20 protein-coding genes are annotated in these 15,707 nt (G+C 42.2%); 12 read left to right on the top strand and 8 right to left on the bottom strand.

Annotated elements, in window-relative coordinates; translation table 11 throughout:
* The first annotated feature begins 50 nt into the window (after positions 1–50).
* From fbpC to exnP, 5 genes are all read left to right on the top strand, one after another.
* A complete protein-coding gene (gene fbpC, locus JQX68_RS11270; protein ID WP_100069434.1) occupies positions 51–140 on the top strand; it encodes a Fur-regulated basic protein FbpC in 90 nt (29 codons plus the stop codon).
* Between the two features lie 175 nt (positions 141–315).
* Entirely contained in the window at positions 316–3,897 is a 3,582-nt protein-coding gene (gene dynA / locus JQX68_RS11265; protein ID WP_205440305.1) for a dynamin GTPase, read from the top strand.
* A 64-nt stretch (positions 3,898–3,961) separates the two neighbouring features.
* Positions 3,962–4,219 carry a YpbS family protein gene (locus JQX68_RS11260; RefSeq protein ID WP_014664348.1) on the top strand — a complete coding sequence of 86 codons (258 nt, stop codon included), beginning with the start codon at positions 3,962–3,964 and terminating at the stop codon, positions 4,217–4,219.
* Between the two features lie 74 nt (positions 4,220–4,293).
* Positions 4,294–4,440 carry a hypothetical protein gene (locus tag JQX68_RS11255; protein WP_003230761.1) on the top strand — a complete coding sequence of 49 codons (147 nt, stop codon included), beginning with the start codon at positions 4,294–4,296 and terminating at the stop codon, positions 4,438–4,440.
* Positions 4,441–4,537: 97 nt separating this feature from the next.
* The gene (gene exnP / locus JQX68_RS11250; RefSeq protein WP_014664347.1) at positions 4,538–5,428 is read left to right on the top strand and encodes a 5'-3' exonuclease ExnP; all 891 of its coding nucleotides are present in this window, start codon (positions 4,538–4,540) and stop codon (positions 5,426–5,428) included.
* Between the two features lie 7 nt (positions 5,429–5,435).
* On the opposite strand, the gene sspL is transcribed toward exnP, so the two are convergent.
* The 3 genes from sspL to JQX68_RS11235 are packed head-to-tail and all read right to left on the bottom strand — an operon-like array spanning position 5,436 to position 6,693.
* Positions 5,436–5,564, bottom strand: a complete 129-nt coding sequence (gene sspL, locus JQX68_RS11245; protein WP_003218255.1) for a small, acid-soluble spore protein L — start codon at positions 5,562–5,564, stop codon at positions 5,436–5,438.
* Between the two features lie 41 nt (positions 5,565–5,605).
* Entirely contained in the window at positions 5,606–6,004 is a 399-nt protein-coding gene (locus JQX68_RS11240; RefSeq protein WP_147772151.1) for a reverse transcriptase-like protein, read from the bottom strand.
* Positions 6,004–6,693 (bottom strand): queuosine precursor transporter, encoded by a 690-nt coding sequence (locus JQX68_RS11235; RefSeq protein ID WP_040082830.1) that lies wholly within the window; start codon positions 6,691–6,693, stop codon positions 6,004–6,006. The genes JQX68_RS11240 and JQX68_RS11235 overlap by 1 nt, the downstream gene beginning before the upstream one ends.
* Before the next feature lie 82 nt (positions 6,694–6,775).
* On the opposite strand from JQX68_RS11235, the gene JQX68_RS11230 reads away from it, so the two are divergent.
* Together JQX68_RS11230 and JQX68_RS11225 are read left to right on the top strand one after the other, a co-directional pair.
* The gene (locus JQX68_RS11230; protein ID WP_014664344.1) at positions 6,776–7,456 is read left to right on the top strand and encodes a ribonuclease H family protein; all 681 of its coding nucleotides are present in this window, start codon (positions 6,776–6,778) and stop codon (positions 7,454–7,456) included.
* Positions 7,449–7,631, top strand: a complete 183-nt coding sequence (locus tag JQX68_RS11225; protein WP_004397944.1) for a zinc-finger domain-containing protein — start codon at positions 7,449–7,451, stop codon at positions 7,629–7,631. The genes JQX68_RS11230 and JQX68_RS11225 overlap by 8 nt, the downstream gene beginning before the upstream one ends.
* A gap of 27 nt (positions 7,632–7,658) precedes the next feature.
* On the opposite strand, the gene JQX68_RS11220 is transcribed toward JQX68_RS11225, so the two are convergent.
* Entirely contained in the window at positions 7,659–7,928 is a 270-nt protein-coding gene (locus JQX68_RS11220) for a DUF2564 family protein (protein WP_040082832.1), read from the bottom strand.
* Positions 7,929–8,083: 155 nt separating this feature from the next.
* Here JQX68_RS11220 and degR point away from each other — a divergent pair, with 155 nt between their 5' ends.
* Positions 8,084–8,266 carry a transcriptional regulator DegR gene (gene degR, locus JQX68_RS11215; protein ID WP_014664342.1) on the top strand — a complete coding sequence of 61 codons (183 nt, stop codon included), beginning with the start codon at positions 8,084–8,086 and terminating at the stop codon, positions 8,264–8,266.
* Between the two features lie 51 nt (positions 8,267–8,317).
* On the opposite strand, the gene cspD is transcribed toward degR, so the two are convergent.
* The 4 genes from cspD to metA form a co-directional block, all read right to left on the bottom strand.
* Positions 8,318–8,518, bottom strand: a complete 201-nt coding sequence (gene cspD / locus JQX68_RS11210; protein ID WP_003153604.1) for a cold-shock protein CspD — start codon at positions 8,516–8,518, stop codon at positions 8,318–8,320.
* 15 nt (positions 8,519–8,533) lie between these two features.
* Positions 8,534–8,680, bottom strand: coding sequence for a hypothetical protein (locus tag JQX68_RS11205; RefSeq protein WP_136654129.1), 147 nt, complete (start codon positions 8,678–8,680; stop codon positions 8,534–8,536).
* Positions 8,681–8,760: 80 nt separating this feature from the next.
* Entirely contained in the window at positions 8,761–9,909 is a 1,149-nt protein-coding gene (locus JQX68_RS11200) for a diglucosyl diacylglycerol synthase (RefSeq protein WP_095431546.1), read from the bottom strand.
* Between the two features lie 230 nt (positions 9,910–10,139).
* Positions 10,140–11,045: a homoserine O-acetyltransferase MetA gene (gene metA, locus JQX68_RS11195; protein ID WP_014664339.1), complete on the bottom strand. Its 906-nt coding sequence runs from the start codon at positions 11,043–11,045 to the stop codon at positions 10,140–10,142.
* A gap of 327 nt (positions 11,046–11,372) precedes the next feature.
* On the opposite strand from metA, the gene JQX68_RS11190 reads away from it, so the two are divergent.
* From JQX68_RS11190 to ilvD, 4 genes are all read left to right on the top strand, one after another.
* Entirely contained in the window at positions 11,373–11,855 is a 483-nt protein-coding gene (locus JQX68_RS11190) for a glutathione peroxidase (protein ID WP_040082835.1), read from the top strand.
* Between the two features lie 13 nt (positions 11,856–11,868).
* A complete protein-coding gene (gene hdhQ / locus JQX68_RS11185) occupies positions 11,869–12,486 on the top strand; it encodes an Mn(2+)-dependent (deoxy)ribonucleoside pyrophosphohydrolase (RefSeq protein WP_147772150.1) in 618 nt (205 codons plus the stop codon).
* A 59-nt stretch (positions 12,487–12,545) separates the two neighbouring features.
* Entirely contained in the window at positions 12,546–13,679 is a 1,134-nt protein-coding gene (locus JQX68_RS11180) for a conserved virulence factor C family protein (protein WP_147772149.1), read from the top strand.
* A 288-nt stretch (positions 13,680–13,967) separates the two neighbouring features.
* Entirely contained in the window at positions 13,968–15,644 is a 1,677-nt protein-coding gene (gene ilvD / locus JQX68_RS11175; RefSeq protein WP_147772148.1) for a dihydroxy-acid dehydratase, read from the top strand.
* Positions 15,645–15,707: the final 63 nt, after the last annotated feature.

Here is a 15,707-nt window from a genome sequence, read left to right as displayed (position 1 = left end):
TCATGTTAAAATGAATTTGAAAAAGATTCTCAATCAGGATGGTGAATCAAATGACAATGCTGTTTTTGCTCGGAGCGGTTTGTACATATAGTGTTTTGATTGGTTTTGTATTAAAAGGAATCTCTAATAAATCTGTTTGATGAATCTGGAACTTGTAAAAGTTGCAGATTTTCTTTTATAGAGGCTGCCGTAATGGCGGCTTTTTTCTATTCTCCTAAAGAAATTTGGTTTATTCTTGTGTAAAATGAAAAGGGAATGAATTCAGACCTTTCGAAAAAGGTTCACAATTGAAACGGCACAAAGGGGTACAGGCTTATGACAGATCAAAACAGAAACGAGCTTTTGCACAAAACTGGGGAACTTTATCAGCAATTTATTGAGAATCAAGATGAACAAAGGGCTGCTAAACTGGCTGCGGTCATGAAAAAAGCGGCAGATGAAGAGGTTTATATCGCGTTTACGGGGCATTATTCAGCGGGGAAATCATCACTGCTGAACTGCCTGTTAATGGAGAATATTTTGCCGACAAGCCCGATCCCAACGAGCGCTAACCTTGTTGTGATCAGAAACGGGGAAAAGCGAGTTCGGCTTCATACAACAGACGGAGCGTGTGCTGAGCTGGAAGGGGCTTACCAGAAAGACAAGGTACAGCAATATTGCAAAGACGGTGAACAGATTGAAAGCGTCGAAATTTTTGACAGGTATACTGAGATCGATTCCGGGGTTGCGTATATTGATACTCCAGGGATCGATTCAACGGATGATGCGCATTTTCTATCGGCTGCTTCTATTCTTCACCAGGCGGATGCGCTGTTTTACGTTGTTCACTATAATCACGTACACGCTGAGGAAAATGTAAAGTTTCTCAGATCAATAAAAGATAGCATTCCGAATGTGTATTTTATCGTTAATCAAATTGACCGCCATGACGAGACGGAGACAAACTTTGGAGACTATAAAAAACAGGTAGAGGAGATGCTTTGCAATGAAGGGATTTCAAAGGAAGCGCTCTATTTTACGTCAGTAACAGAACCTGATCACCCGTTTAATCAGATTGGGGCTTTGAGAGAAGAGTTAAAAAGAATAGAAAAGCAATCAAAAAACAATTTGCAGGCTTTAACCGAACAAAAGATCCGTAATCTGCTGAAGAAACATACGGAAATGCTGAAGAAAGACGAAACAGACGGCCCGAGTTTCGCTGAACAGCTTCACATCCAAACTGGACTGGTCCAATCGCTGCGTGATCAATTGGATGAGGCTGCAAATCAGGCGGCTGAGGCAGAGAAGAGGATGCAGGAAGAAATCAATCGTATTTTAAAAAACGCCAACCTGACGCCTTTTGAAATGCGTGAATTGGCGGCTGCATTTTTAGAGTCACAAAAGCCTTCTTTTAAAACCGGCTTTTTCTTTTCTAAAGCGAAAACTGCACAAGAAAGAGATAAAAGGCGGAATGTTTTTTTCTCTGATGTGACCAAACGAACAGAGGCCGAAGCGGATTGGCACATAATAGACACGCTCCATAAACTCGCCAAAGCATTTGATGTCCATAACGTTGAGAGTGAAAAGCTGATTCAGTCCTATCGCACTCCGCTTGATATAAGCATCATTGAACGCGCGGTCAAGCAAGGTGCAGCCTTTTCTTCTGAATATGTATTGCAATATACAAAAGACTTGGCAGAGCTGGTCCGGAAAGAGGCGAAAAGAGAGGCCGCAGACATCATAAAGGTACTCTCCGCTATGGTGAAAGAGCGTGTTTCCAAAGACGTGCAAACAATTAACGACCGGCTCGCCCAAGAATCAGAAAAACTTGTCCTTCTTCAAGAACAGGCTCGTTTAGAGAATCATGCCCGAGAGAAAATCAATCGCCTGTGGGCCATTTGGGAAGAAGAGTCCGAATGCCCGATGCATATAGACACAGAATGGTTTAAATTGAAGAAAAAAAGAGTGGCGGCTCCAGAACAGAAACAAGGCCGAGGCCAGCTGGCGGAGCAGCAGATGCCGAATTCAGAAATCAAAATAGAACAAGAACTGCCGCTTCAAGACCAAATCAATCGCTTTTACACTTTGTCTGATGTTTTAGGCGAAAGCAGCATGTTGTCAAAGCATATTTCAGCGTTTCGTGAAAGGGTTAAACGGCTTGAGGAACGGAAATTTACACTTGCTCTTTTTGGAGGCTTCAGTTCGGGGAAATCATCTTTTGCCAATGCGCTTGTTGGCGAAAGAGTGCTGCCATCCTCACCAACGCCAACCACAGCAACAATTAACAAAATCACAAAGCCAATCAATGGCAGCCTAAACAAAACAGCGGATGTAGTATTTAAGACGGAGGATGACATAACAGCTGAAATTTTGCAGCTCACCGGAATATCAAAAGAACCCACAGGTCGTTCCTTCACAGAGAAGTGGGAAAAGGCAGTCAAAAAAAACAGGCTGCAAGAAGAGCACGTGAAATTGATCAGAAATTTCGTGCTTGCATACGAGAGGTATCAGCAGTATATAGAGGAACAGAAGATATTAACGATTCCGCTGTCTGAAATAAAGCCGTATGTAGCAGAGGAAACAACGGCCTGTGCGGTGAAAGAGGTAACAGTCTACTATACATGCCCGCTCACTGAAAAAGGGATTACGATTGTTGATACACCCGGCGCGAGCAGCATGAATAAACGGCATACAGAGCTGGCATTCCAATATATCAAAGATGCGGATGCATTTTTTTATATGACCTATTATCAACACTCCTTTTCAAAAGGAGATCGTTCATTTTTACGAAAGCTCGGACTTGTGAAAGAATCGCTCAGCATGGATAAAATGTTTTTCGTTATTAATGCCGCAGACCTTGCAAAAGATAAAACAGAGCTTGAAACAGTGACCGATTATGTCAGCGCAGAGCTTGTAAAAGAAGGGGTTTATGAGCCGCAGCTCTTTACCGTTTCAAGTAAGGAGGAGCTGCTGGGAAAACCGGAATCATTTTATAACCAGTTCCCGAAAGTAAGAAAACACTTAGATCGGTTTATCGAAGTGGACGTAAAAAAAGCGTCCGCTACACAGCTCAGTTTGGAAGCAGACAAACTATGCGAAACTGTTTTCCAGCTTCACAAATCCCAGCATCAGTCCATAGAAGAGAAGGAAGCGCAGAAACAGCGTCTCATGCTGTCATTTGAGCAGGCAGTTGCCGATATCGAGAAACGGCGGAACTCAGAAACCATCATTGAGAAAGTGAAAAAAGATACAAGAGAGCAGCTTTATCACATTACACAGCGATTATCGTATTTTGCAAATGATTTATTAAAATCGGCGTTCCATCCCGGGCTGCAAAACGGGGATTGGAAAAAGAATGTGAGTAAGGCGATGACAACAGCCTTGCATGAATACCAGTTTGAATATATTCAGGAAATCAAAACGCTTGATGTTCGCATGAGCGGTTTCATCGAACGGCATATCACAGAAGAATGGCTGGATAACTTTCAAAAAACATTAAACGCAGACGGTTATTTTTCCATTTATGCGGGTGATCAGCATTTGAGCGGCATACAGCTGAAGGAAGTTGAACCAAAAATGGAAGAACGTGTTTTTGAAAAGGAACTAAAAGAGGTCAAATCACCGAAGCAGTTTTTTGAGCAGAAAGGAAAAGCGGCCTTTATCGAAGCTGTACGGTTGAAACTTACGAAAATCACAGAGGCATGGATAAAAAATGAAGAAGAGAGCCTGATCTCTCATTACACAGCTCACCTCAGACGCTTACAGGAAGATATGGCTGAAAAGGCAATCGCGCAAATAACGGATCAAAAAGAGACGTATTTCAGAGGATATGCAGAAGGGGAACATGCGAAAGAGATTGAAATGGCGTACCAAGCGTGCATCTCCTGGAAAAGTTCAGACAATACAATAAAAATGTAAAATTCAGTTGGCTTGTATGTCAGGTCATGATAGACTAAATAGAAAAAAGCGAGATGAACGATTAATGTCAGAGGTACATAAAGCAATTTCAGCACATTCATCAAAACAGCACGAGCATATCAAAGCATTTATGCGTCTTGAAAATATGCGTGAAATGGCCATTGAAGAAGCTGTTGCTAAATGCAAAAACGATGAGCCTTTTACTACAGACGCTATTAATGACATCACCGAGCAAATGAATCAGCTCGCTAAAAAAGGCATCGTCCCGACAAGACGGCTTGTATCAAAAGAAATGGTCAGAGAATACGTAAGCCGCGTGTAAGCTGGATGATCCTGCCGCGATTGAATCTCCTGCCGGATGCACATACTATGGACATCCGACGTAAGGGGGGATTCATGTTGGGCAGAACAAAGCTGGGAAACAGAAATGCACAGGCGAATAACAATGCCAAAAAGAAAAACGGATTTCAAACCCATTTTGACTCTTACGCAGGACGCGAAGCTGAGAAGCTGATCGCCAGCAACAAAAGACACAACGACTGATGATACCCAAACAGTATCTCTTTATTAGAGATACTGTTTTTTATTTTGGGCCGCTTTATGCTAAAATAGAAGGAATGAAAGAAAAGGGAGTTATCAGATGAATAATAATAAACTATTGCTGGTTGACGGCATGGCTCTTTTATTTCGGGCTTTTTTTGCCACGGCCGTACATCGCAACTTTATGATAAATGACAGCGGGGTGCCGACGAACGGCGTCAACGGCTTTTTAAAGCATTTGATTACAGCCGTGGAAACATTCCAGCCGACACACGTCGTATGCTGCTGGGACATGGGGAGCAAAACGTATCGTAATGACTTGTTTCAAGATTATAAGGCAAACCGCAGCGCACCACCTGTGGAACTGATCCCGCAGTTTGATTTGGCAAAGGAAGCAGCCGCTGAGCTTGGGATCATGAATATTGGCTTTGCCGGTTATGAAGCAGATGATTGTATTGGAACTCTTGCCGATTTATTTGCAAATGAAGCAGACATTACGGTCGTAACAGGGGACAGAGACTTACTCCAGCTGCTAACGGATAAAGTAAGCGTTGCTCTGCTTCAAAAAGGAATCGGAAATTATAAAGTCTATACAAAAGAGACTTTTTATGAAGAAACAGGGGTAATGCCAAAAGCTTTGATTGATATTAAAGCGCTTATGGGTGATTCCAGTGATAACTATCCCGGCGTCAAAGGGATTGGAGAAAAAACAGCCTACAAACTGATTCGTGAATATGAAACGATTGACCGTTTATTGGAAAATCTTTCTCTTCTTCCAAAGGGACAGCAGGGAAAAATTCAGCAAGGTTTAAGTGATTTGGAGATGTCGAGGAAGCTTGCGGAAATTCATTGCTCTGTGCCGCTGGTCTGCACACTGAAAGACGCTTTATTTACTTTGCAAATGGAGCAGGCGGCTCAAATGCTTCGCCGCCACCAAATTAAAGGAATTGAGCGCATGCTTGAAAAGCTGAACGCTAGAGAGATCGTATAGATCTTCTCTAGCGTTTTGTATTGCTTTTTTTTGCCCTTTCCTCAAGCTCTGTTTTAGGGTCATTATGTGTATTGCCTTCCAGGTCGCCTTGCGGAGTAACGCCGCCAGTCAGCCGGCCTTTATCTTTCTTTTTCATGTTAGTTCACCTCGCCATTAGGATGAACCAATGACTAAGATTTAATTCTTTTCATTCAGCCGAATTGCTTCTTTTGCCAGAAGATCGGCTTTTTGGTTTTGCTTGCCCGGTATCCATTTGATGAAAAAAAGAGGGAAGGCTGCTTTTAGACAGGTGATTTCCTCTACAAACGGCTGAAACGTTTTATTTTTAACCATTTCAAGCTCAGCGGCGCGCTCCACAATATCTGAATCCGTTCGAAAGGAAACCGATTGATACCCGCGCGTTGCGCATAGCTTCATCCCTTCAATTAATGCAAGAAATTCCGCTTCCTGGTTTGTATGCACTCCGATTGGAATAGAGAAAGATTCTGCTTTCCCCTCATGTTTGATAAAAATGCCGATACCGGAAGGCCCGGGATTACCAGCGCTTGCGCCGTCTACATATATTTCTGTAGGCATTATGAACTCCTTTCATCATTAGGTATCATTTTTTTGGCTGCATAAGCATAAGGCAATGAAATTAAAGATACCGCAAACTTAATCAAATATGTAGAAATAAAAATATGAAGCCAAACGTCTGCCGGATAAATGCCGAAAAAAGCGACAGCAGTGAATATGAATGTATCAAACAACTGGCTGACTGCTGTACTGCCGCCGTTTCTGAGCCATAAAAGCCGATCAGAAGGAAATATCCTTCTAATTGCCGAATATACATAAACATCCAGCGTTTGGCTGAAGATAAAGGCAAGCAGACTTCCTAACGCAACTCGCGGAAGGAATCCAAAAATCGTTTCCAGCGCTGTTTGTGATATGTCGCTGGAAGCCGGTTCGAAAAGCAGCACGCCCTGCATGACAAATGTCAGCGTCAGGAGCGTTGAGAATCCGAGCCATACCGCTTTTCTGGCTTCAGCCGGTCCGTATTTTTCATTCAGTACATCTGTCGCAAAAAAGATTGTGCCATACATCACATTCCCGAGTGTCGCTGTTAAGCCAAACAGTTCCACTGTTTTGACGACTTGGAGGTTGGCGCAGACTGTCGCAAAACCGATCCAAACAAACAGTCCCATTTTGCCAAATCCTTTATAAAATAAAAGAACAATGATAAAATGAATGATCGCAAAAAAGATCCAAAACGAATTATTAAACAAGATGAAAAAGCTTCCTTTCCGGGGTAAGATTGGTTTGATTATAGCATAAGCCCGGCAACTAATGAATGGTAAGGTGATCGTAATGAAGCTCAGACCGCATTTAAAAATAGAAGCAAAAGGAACGGGATCCGTCTCATTTTTCAGCGAAGACTGGCTGACAGCACAGCAGGCACGTATGCTCGCCAGAGAGCTTGGACGTTTTCCATACATGAAAGAGCTAGAGTTCGAAGACGAGAAAGGCGGCAGCTGGACGCTGAAGGAATTGGAAAAGCTGACCGAGGAGCTTGCTCAAGAGCCTGATAACATCACTGTTTATTTTGATGGCAGTTTTGATAAGGAGAGCGAACTTGCGGGTCTAGGGATTGTCATCTATTATTCGTTGGGAGGAGTCCAGCATCGTTTGAGAAAAAATAAAAGCTTTAGGCTGAAAACCAATAATGAAGCTGAATATGCGGCACTTTATGAAGCAATAAGAGAAGTAAGAGAGCTTGGGGCAAGCAGAAATTCAATTACAATCAAAGGGGACTCACTTGTTGTACTGAATCAGCTTGACGGCAGCTGGCCTTGCTATGATCCATCTCATAATGAATGGCTGGACAAAATAGAAGCACTCCTTGAATCACTGAAGCTTACTCCAACCTACGAAACGATACAACGGAAAGACAACCAGGAAGCTGACGGCCTCGCTAAAAAAATTCTATCCCATCAATTCGTAGAAAGCCACACGAAATTAGACCGTAACGGAGATGACGATATTGGATAAGAAAATGATCTTTAAAGAACTGACAGAACTGCACGATGAATATTGCAAAGACTGTTTTATTAAGAAGCAATTTCGCAAAGAATTTGGCAAAACTTATGCACATTCATTTTGTATCAATAAATGTACGGTTGGTGAAAAATTGAAAGCATACGGAGATGTCTTAACCAATCACTAAAAATAAAAACCGCAGAAGCTGCGGTTTTTATTCTTTGAATTCATCGAGCTGATGCTCGCTGTCATCCAGCAGCTGCTGTTGCTGCTTTACAAATTCAGGATCGTCGAGAGCTGCCAGCTCTTCAGAGTGTGACAGTTCTCTAGCATCCTCAATGGCTTGGTATGCTGAGTCGACTAATGTTTTGCTTTGGCCTCTCGTCGCAGCTCCTGTTGTTTTCTGCGCTGTTTCCACTGCTAGTTCCAGCTGCCGCTTATCCGTAAAGCCAGTCTGATCCTCATTATGGAATTTTGAAGTCAACAAAAACACCTCCACAATTATTTTGCAGAGTTTTTTTGAAATTTATGTACCAAAATAGAAAATAAAATAAAAATAAGCCGATATAACTATTGAACCAGAAATAATAGGACTGTTTTACTATTTGAGGTATCTTGATAGAGAAGGGGAACGCAGCTATGGATGATAAAGATTTGAAGTCGATCCTTCACAAAACATTTATAGAAATATACAGTGATTTAGAAGAACTGGCGGATATCGCGAAAAAAGGAAAACCGTCAATGGAAAAGTATGTTGAAGAGATTGAACAGAGGTGCAAACAAAACATTTTGGCGATTGAAATCCAGATGAAAATCAAATAGGAGAGGCGAATGCCTCTCCTCTATTTGTCATCTCATCATCATGTATTGAGTTTAGAGTTTTACAACATTAGAAGCTTGAGGTCCACGATTACCTTCGACAATTTCAAAAGAAACTTCTTGTCCTTCTTCTAATGATTTGTATCCTTCTCCTTCGATAGCTGTGAAGTGAACAAATACATCGTCTCCGCCTTCAACTTCAATGAAGCCGAATCCTTTTTCGTTGTTGAACCATTTTACTTTACCGTTTTGCATATTGCTTAATTCCTCCTAGTACTGTAGCACCCATGTGCTAAAAAAAATTTTGTCATCATTTAACTTTGATTCATTGTTAAATGATGGTTCAACTATACACCATCTGGGAGCACCCGTCAAGTTGCGAATCGGCTTATTTTTGAAAAGGAAGGCGAGTTTCACGAAAAAATGTAACCGCTTTTATTAATGGCTAAATATAAATAAAAAGAGCACACGGTTTTCGTATGCTCTCAAGTACGCCATTAAGATAGCGCTTTGGTCTTTTGTTTGGCTGTCATCATTTCTGATTCTTTCAGGATATCCTCTAAAATGACTTCAGAGGAGTTTGCTAAATGAAGGCCCTTAATGTTTTTCTTCATGCGCTGCAAGGTATCTTCATCTGCAAGAAGGGAAGTGACTGACTCGAGAATCTCCTCATGACGGTTCACGACGATGGCAGCTCCGCGGTCTTCAAAGAAGTTTGCATTTTCTTTTTCCTGGCCAGGCACAGGTTTGTACAGAATGACAGGCACACCGATGGCAGTTGCTTCAGTCAAAGTTATGCCGCCTGGTTTAGTAATCATGCAATCTGTGATCCGGAATAGCTCATCAATGCGCTCCACATAGCCCAGAACTTTTAATTTGTCACCGTTTTCCGCCTCAAGCGGACTCAAAGATTCTTTTAAAGCCGTATTTTTCCCGCACACGACAACCACTTGCACTTGCTCATCTTTGACAAGGTTTTCGCACAGCTCTTTTACGTTCTTTAATACACCGTGGGCACCTGCCATGATCAGAAGCACTTTTTTGTCTGGCGAAAGATTGTACTTTTTATATATCGGTCCAACCGGCATGGATTCTTCAAATTGCGGCCTGATTGGAATTCCTGTGATTTTTACGTTGCTTGGATGAGTGCCGATCTCCAGCAGTTTTTCCTTCACGTAATCTGTCGCCACATAATATTTATCCACGTTCTCGTGAACCCAAATTTTATGAAGGCAAAAATCAGTCATAACATTGAAGGTAGGAATGACTCTTCCTGTTCGGCGTCTGTACTCCGGCACGACAATCATCGGAAATGTATTAATAATAATATCGGGCTGATGTTCATCAACAAGTTCGCCCAATCTTTTATTACCCATTTTAAAGTAAATATTGAATTTACGTTTATTATAGATTTTGTCAACTCCGTAATAAAACAAACGATAAAACTGTTTCCCGATTGAGAAGCTTTTTAAATAAAGGTATTGAGTTACCTCTGAAACAATCGGATTTGACTCTTGGTACAAATTAGAAACTGTTACATGCTGAAAGCCGAGCCTTACACATTGTTCATAAAGTGTTTTGGCTACCTGCACATGTCCATTTCCGTAATTTGCAGTCAAAATTAATACTCTTTTATTGGTATTCAAGTAAATTCACCTCAATGTAATCAACAACAAGCAAGCTTCATGCATCGTAAGGAGTTATTGTCTATACATAAACATAACACAAATACATAATCGAATTATTAATGCAGTGAAAAAGTTAAGCTAATTTTAAATGATTTGGATTCCAGTATTTTAAATTTTTGTTATAGGCAGACTGAATCAGATGTATTTTATCATATTTTTTGCTCAGCGTATCACTAAAATAAGAAAAATTAGTCCCATTCATAAGGAGTTTCTTGGTAAACGTAATAATTCAGCCAGTTCATAAACAATAATGTGGCATGCGCTTTCCAGCGATTCACTGGCTCGTTGCTGCCTTTTGCAAAATAATGTTTAGGCGCCTCGACAGTAGAAAGGTTTCGTTCCAAATCTCTTTCATACTCTTGAAGAAGCGTATTTGTATCATATTCAGGGTGCCCTGTCAAAAAGACTTGTTTTTCGTCTTTAGACACAATTAAGCAAACCCCGGCTTCCTTTGATGCGGTAAGAATGTTTAACTCGGACACTGCTTGAAGCTGTTCCATATTTATATCTGTATGCCGGGAATGCGGCACGTAGTATAGCTCGTCAAAACCTCTTACCAATCTTTCGTGTTTTGAAAGAACGGTATGCTCGAACACACCGAAGATTTTTTTCGGCATTTGAATTTTTTCCACACCATAATGGTAATACAAACCTGCTTGAGCGCCCCAGCAAATATGCATGGTTGAAGTAACATTTGTTTTGCTCCACTCCATGATTTCCTTGAGCTCTTCCCAATATGAAACCTCTTCAAACGCCAAATGCTCGATCGGCGCACCGGTGATAATCATTCCGTCAAACTTCTTGTGACGGATATTGGAAAAAGTCGTGTAAAATTCGTCAAGGTGTTCTCTTGCAGTGTTTTTCGGCGTGTGTGTGCTTGGGATTAAAAATGTGAAATGAACCTGTAAAGGCGAATTTCCAAGCAATCTGAGAAGCTGAGTCTCTGTTTGGATTTTTTTCGGCATCAAATTTAAGATAATAATTTTTTGCGGCCGGATATCCTGATGAAATGCTCTGCTTTCATCCATTACAAATATATGTTCACTTTCAAGCACCTGTTTTGCCGGCAGGTGTGTTGGTATATTAATAGGCAACGTGCCACCTCCATTATTTCCCCGTTTAATTTTCTTCATTATAGGAATTTTCACGCCAATTTTCAATCTATCTATACGTGTTGAGGGGGAAACAACAGAAAACTCTTTATATAAAACGCACTGACACATCTTTTGGTTTCACAGAAAATGATTTTCCATGATGTCGGAGGGAATTGAAATGTTTTATAGAATGATAAGATAAAAACGAACCCTAGGAATTGAAAATAAACGACTGCTCATGTCGTCAAGTTTCTTAATTGATGTTTACATTTTGAATTGAAATTTAAAAAAGATAAAATATTCACCAGGGACATAGGAGGGAATTACATGTCTATATATCATATGAAGGTACGTACAATAACAGGGAAAGACATGACACTTCAGCCTTTCACGGGAAAGGTACTGATGATCGTGAATACTGCAAGCAGGTGCGGTTTTACTCCCCAATTGAAGCAGCTGCAGGAATTATATGATACATATCAGCAGGAGGGGCTTGAGATCTTAGGGTTCCCCTGCAATCAATTTATGAACCAAGAGCCTGGAGAAGAGGCTGACATACAGGAATTTTGCGAAACAAATTACGGTGTTACGTTTCCCATGTTTTCAAAAGTGGATGTAAACGGAAAAAACGCCCATCCGCTGTTTGTGTATTTGACAGAGCATGCAAAAGGAATGCTGGGAACTAAGGCAATTAAGTGGAACTTCACGAAATTTATAGTGGATAGAAATGGAGAAATCGTTGGCCGTTATTCACCAAATACAAATCCGAAAGAGCTGGAAGATGCTATCGTGAAGCTATTAGGGCAATGAAGAGGGTGTTTTTGTGAAGAAATTGAAGCAGGCAGAGCAAATCAGGACATGGGTTCAATCTATCCTGACTGGCGAAAGCTCTGGACATGATTATCATCATGTATCAAGAGTTGCAGATCTTGCTGTGTATATTGGAGAAAAGGAAAAAGCGGATTTGTTCATTGTTGAAACGGCGGCTTTGGTTCATGATTTAATTGATGTGAAGCTGCCTGACACGGTCAGGCTTTCTGTGAGCGAAGTGTATGATCAGCTCGTTTTTTTCGGGGTAGGAAAAGAGGATGCTGACAGAGTGATTCATATTATAACAAGGATGTCCTTTCGGGACAGGGGGAAATTGGCGAAGGAGCCGCTCTCAATTGAAGGAAAAGCTGTACAGGATGCTGACAGACTTGATGCGATTGGTGCTGTCGGCATTGCGAGAGCTTTCATGTTTGCGGGCGCAAAAGGGTATGGCCTTTATGGAGATGATCAAAGCGCCTACGCTCATTTTTTTCATAAGCTGCTGTGGCTGAAAGATATGATGAATACAGACACTGCACGGGAACTGGCAGAAGAAAGACACGATTTTATGCTTCAGTTTGTCCGCCAATTAGAAAAAGACATACCCGGGATTGATGCCAAAACGTCGTAATAGAAGGCTTGGAACGACTGTGATAGAATAAGTCACAGATATGCTATAGGAGGACGATCATGAAGATAAAATCAATTGAACCTACACCAAGCCCGAATACAATGAAAGTCATCTTAACGGAAGAGCTTCCGGCGGGCAAAAGCAATAACTATAAACCTGAGCAAGCAGAAGGCGCACCGCCCGTTATAGCGGAAATCCTTAAAATAGATGGAGTTAAAGGGGTATATCACGTCGCAGATTTTCTAGCTGTTGAACGGAATGCAAGATACGACTGGAAAGACATTTTACCGCAAGTCCGCACTGCATTTGGGATGGAAAGTGCTGAAAGCGCAGAAGAAAACCGCTCTGAACAAGAATCTTTTGGAGAGGTAAAAGTTTTTGTGCAGATGTTCAGCGGCATTCCTATGCAAGTTAAATTGACGGATGGGGAGCGGGAAGAGCGCTTCGGCTTACCTGAGCGCTTTCAGCAGGCGATCTTAAAACTCAGATCTGAGGCTTCCAATGTTGTATTTGAACGGGCCTGGAAAGAACAAGGTGTCAGATTCGGCGACTTTAATGAAATCGGCCATGACGTGACAGAAGAGCTTCAGGCGGCATACAGTGATGAACGGCTGAAACGACTAACAGAAGCAGCTGTTCAAGGAAAGAGCGAAGCAAAACAAGCAGTACAGCGCAAAGCGTATAAAGTAACGCTCGACATGCTCGATGATGAGGACTGGAAAAAGCGTTATGCGCATCTGGAACAGATGGATCCAAAAGAAGAGGATATCCCGGTTTTACAGAAGGCATTGGATGATCCAAAGGTGTCCATCAGAAGACAGGCTGTTGTGTACTTAGGAATGATTGAAACACCTGATGTTCTTCCTCTATTGTATAAAGCACTTGAGGACAAAGCGGTCTCAGTCAGAAGAACGGCCGGAGACTGCCTGTCTGATATCGGCGATCCTCAAGCCATTCCTGCTATGATCAAGTCGTTAAGCGACTCCAGCAAGCTTGTTCGTTGGCGTGCGGCTATGTTCCTGTACGAAGTCGGCGATGAAAGTGCAATTGAAGCTTTGCGCGCTGCCGAAGATGATCCCGAATTTGAGGTCAGCCTTCAAGTGAAAATGGCGCTTGAGCGTATTGAACATGGAGAAGAAGCAAAAGGATCTGTTTGGAAACAAATGACAGAGAGCAGGAAAAAGGGTGAATAGAGATGAAAAAGGTGCAGATCATGCACCTTTTTTATGTGAATTCACTTTTTATAAAAATTATTTCGAATATTGTTGAAAAATATTCGAAAACTATTTATAGTAAGTAACAATATTAATAGTTGGAGGGTTCAAATCGAAAGAAAGCTATATAAATATAAAAACACAAAAGAACAAACCAAGGCGAGGGCGGCCTGAAATTATCTTTTTCGCAAAAACAGTCCATAAATAAACTGAAAATTGTTAAAATAAAATCCAATCTAACAATTGAAAGAATTTAGGGGGATCACCATGGCAGAATTACGCAGTAACATGATCACACAAGGAATCGATAGAGCTCCGCACCGCAGTTTGCTTCGTGCAGCTGGTGTAAAAGAAGAGGATTTCGGCAAGCCGTTTATCGCGGTGTGTAATTCATACATTGATATCGTTCCCGGTCATGTTCACTTGCAGGAATTTGGAAAAATTGTAAAAGAAGCAATCAGAGAAGCAGGAGGCGTGCCATTTGAATTTAATACCATTGGAGTAGATGATGGCATCGCGATGGGGCATATTGGTATGAGATATTCGCTGCCAAGCCGTGAAATCATCGCTGACTCTGTGGAAACGGTTGTATCCGCACACTGGTTTGACGGAATGGTCTGTATTCCGAACTGCGACAAAATCACGCCGGGAATGCTTATGGCGGCAATGCGCATCAACATTCCGACGATTTTTGTCAGCGGCGGGCCGATGGCGGCAGGAAGAACAAGTGACGGGCGAAAAATCTCCCTTTCCTCAGTATTCGAAGGGGTAGGCGCCTACCAAGCAGGAAAAATCAATGAAAACGAGCTTCAGGAACTAGAGCAGTTCGGATGCCCAACGTGCGGGTCTTGCTCAGGCATGTTTACGGCGAACTCAATGAACTGTCTGTCAGAAGCACTTGGTCTTGCTTTGCCGGGTAATGGAACCATTCTGGCGACATCTCCGGAACGCAAAGAGTTTGTGAGAAAATCGGCTGCGCAATTAATGGAAACGATTCGCAAAGATATCAAACCGCGTGATATCGTTACTGTAAAAGCGATTGATAACGCGTTTGCACTCGATATGGCGCTCGGAGGTTCTACAAATACCGTTCTTCATACGCTTGCTCTTGCAAACGAAGCCGGCGTTGAATATTCTTTAGAACGCATTAACGAAGTCGCTGAGCGCGTGCCGCACTTGGCCAAGCTGGCGCCTGCTTCGGATGTGTTTATTGAAGATCTTCATGAAGCGGGCGGCGTGTCAGCGGCTCTGAATGAGCTTTCCAAGAAAGAAGGAGCGCTTCATTTAGATGCGCTGACTGTTACAGGAAAAACTCTTGGAGAAACCATTGCGGGACATGAAATAAAGGATTATGACGTTATTCATCCATTGGATCAGCCATTTACTGAAAAGGGCGGTCTTGCTGTTTTATTTGGTAATCTGGCTCCGGACGGCGCAATCATTAAAACGGGCGGCGTACAGAATGGGATTACAAGACACGAAGGGCCGGCTGTCGTATTCGATTCTCAGGACGAGGCACTTGACGGCATTATCAACCGAAAAGTAAAAGAAGGCGACGTTGTCATCATCAGATACGAAGGGCCAAAAGGGGGACCTGGCATGCCGGAAATGCTGGCGCCAACATCTCAAATCGTTGGAATGGGACTCGGACCAAAAGTGGCATTGATTACGGACGGACGTTTTTCCGGAGCCTCCCGTGGGCTCTCCATCGGTCACGTATCCCCTGAGGCCGCTGAGGGCGGACCGCTTGCCTTTGTTGAAAACGGAGACCATATTATCGTTGATATTGAAAAACGCATCTTGGATGTACAAGTGCCAGAAGAAGAGTGGGAAAAACGGAAAGCAAACTGGAAAGGTTTTGAACCGAAAGTGAAAACCGGCTACCTGGCACGTTATTCTAAGCTTGTGTCAAGTGCCAACACTGGCGGTATCATGAAAATCTAGTAGGTGAGGACACTTACTTCTGTATTTTAAGGCGTGAACATTTGAAATCCGGCCCTCTCTATA

It is taken from the genome of Bacillus sp. LJBS06, from assembly GCF_016924995.1.
GTDB lineage: Bacteria > Bacillota > Bacilli > Bacillales > Bacillaceae > Bacillus > Bacillus stercoris.
This window is presented reverse-complemented; position numbering and strand designations above follow the sequence as displayed.

What these genes read in the sequence shown, in the direction of transcription:
- fbpC (WP_100069434.1), top strand. Translation starts at nt 51, where the DNA reads ATGACAATGCTGTTTTTGCTCGGAGCGGTTTGTACATATAGTGTTTTG.
- dynA (WP_205440305.1), top strand. Translation starts at nt 316, where the DNA reads ATGACAGATCAAAACAGAAACGAGCTTTTGCACAAAACTGGGGAACTT.
- JQX68_RS11260 (WP_014664348.1), top strand. Translation starts at nt 3,962, where the DNA reads ATGTCAGAGGTACATAAAGCAATTTCAGCACATTCATCAAAACAGCAC.
- JQX68_RS11255 (WP_003230761.1), top strand. Translation starts at nt 4,294, where the DNA reads ATGTTGGGCAGAACAAAGCTGGGAAACAGAAATGCACAGGCGAATAAC.
- exnP (WP_014664347.1), top strand. Translation starts at nt 4,538, where the DNA reads ATGAATAATAATAAACTATTGCTGGTTGACGGCATGGCTCTTTTATTT.
- sspL (WP_003218255.1), bottom strand. Translation starts at nt 5,564, where the DNA reads ATGAAAAAGAAAGATAAAGGCCGGCTGACTGGCGGCGTTACTCCGCAA.
- JQX68_RS11240 (WP_147772151.1), bottom strand. Translation starts at nt 6,004, where the DNA reads ATGCCTACAGAAATATATGTAGACGGCGCAAGCGCTGGTAATCCCGGG.
- JQX68_RS11230 (WP_014664344.1), top strand. Translation starts at nt 6,776, where the DNA reads ATGAAGCTCAGACCGCATTTAAAAATAGAAGCAAAAGGAACGGGATCC.
- degR (WP_014664342.1), top strand. Translation starts at nt 8,084, where the DNA reads ATGGATGATAAAGATTTGAAGTCGATCCTTCACAAAACATTTATAGAA.
- cspD (WP_003153604.1), bottom strand. Translation starts at nt 8,518, where the DNA reads ATGCAAAACGGTAAAGTAAAATGGTTCAACAACGAAAAAGGATTCGGC.
- JQX68_RS11190 (WP_040082835.1), top strand. Translation starts at nt 11,373, where the DNA reads ATGTCTATATATCATATGAAGGTACGTACAATAACAGGGAAAGACATG.
- JQX68_RS11180 (WP_147772149.1), top strand. Translation starts at nt 12,546, where the DNA reads ATGAAGATAAAATCAATTGAACCTACACCAAGCCCGAATACAATGAAA.
- ilvD (WP_147772148.1), top strand. Translation starts at nt 13,968, where the DNA reads ATGGCAGAATTACGCAGTAACATGATCACACAAGGAATCGATAGAGCT.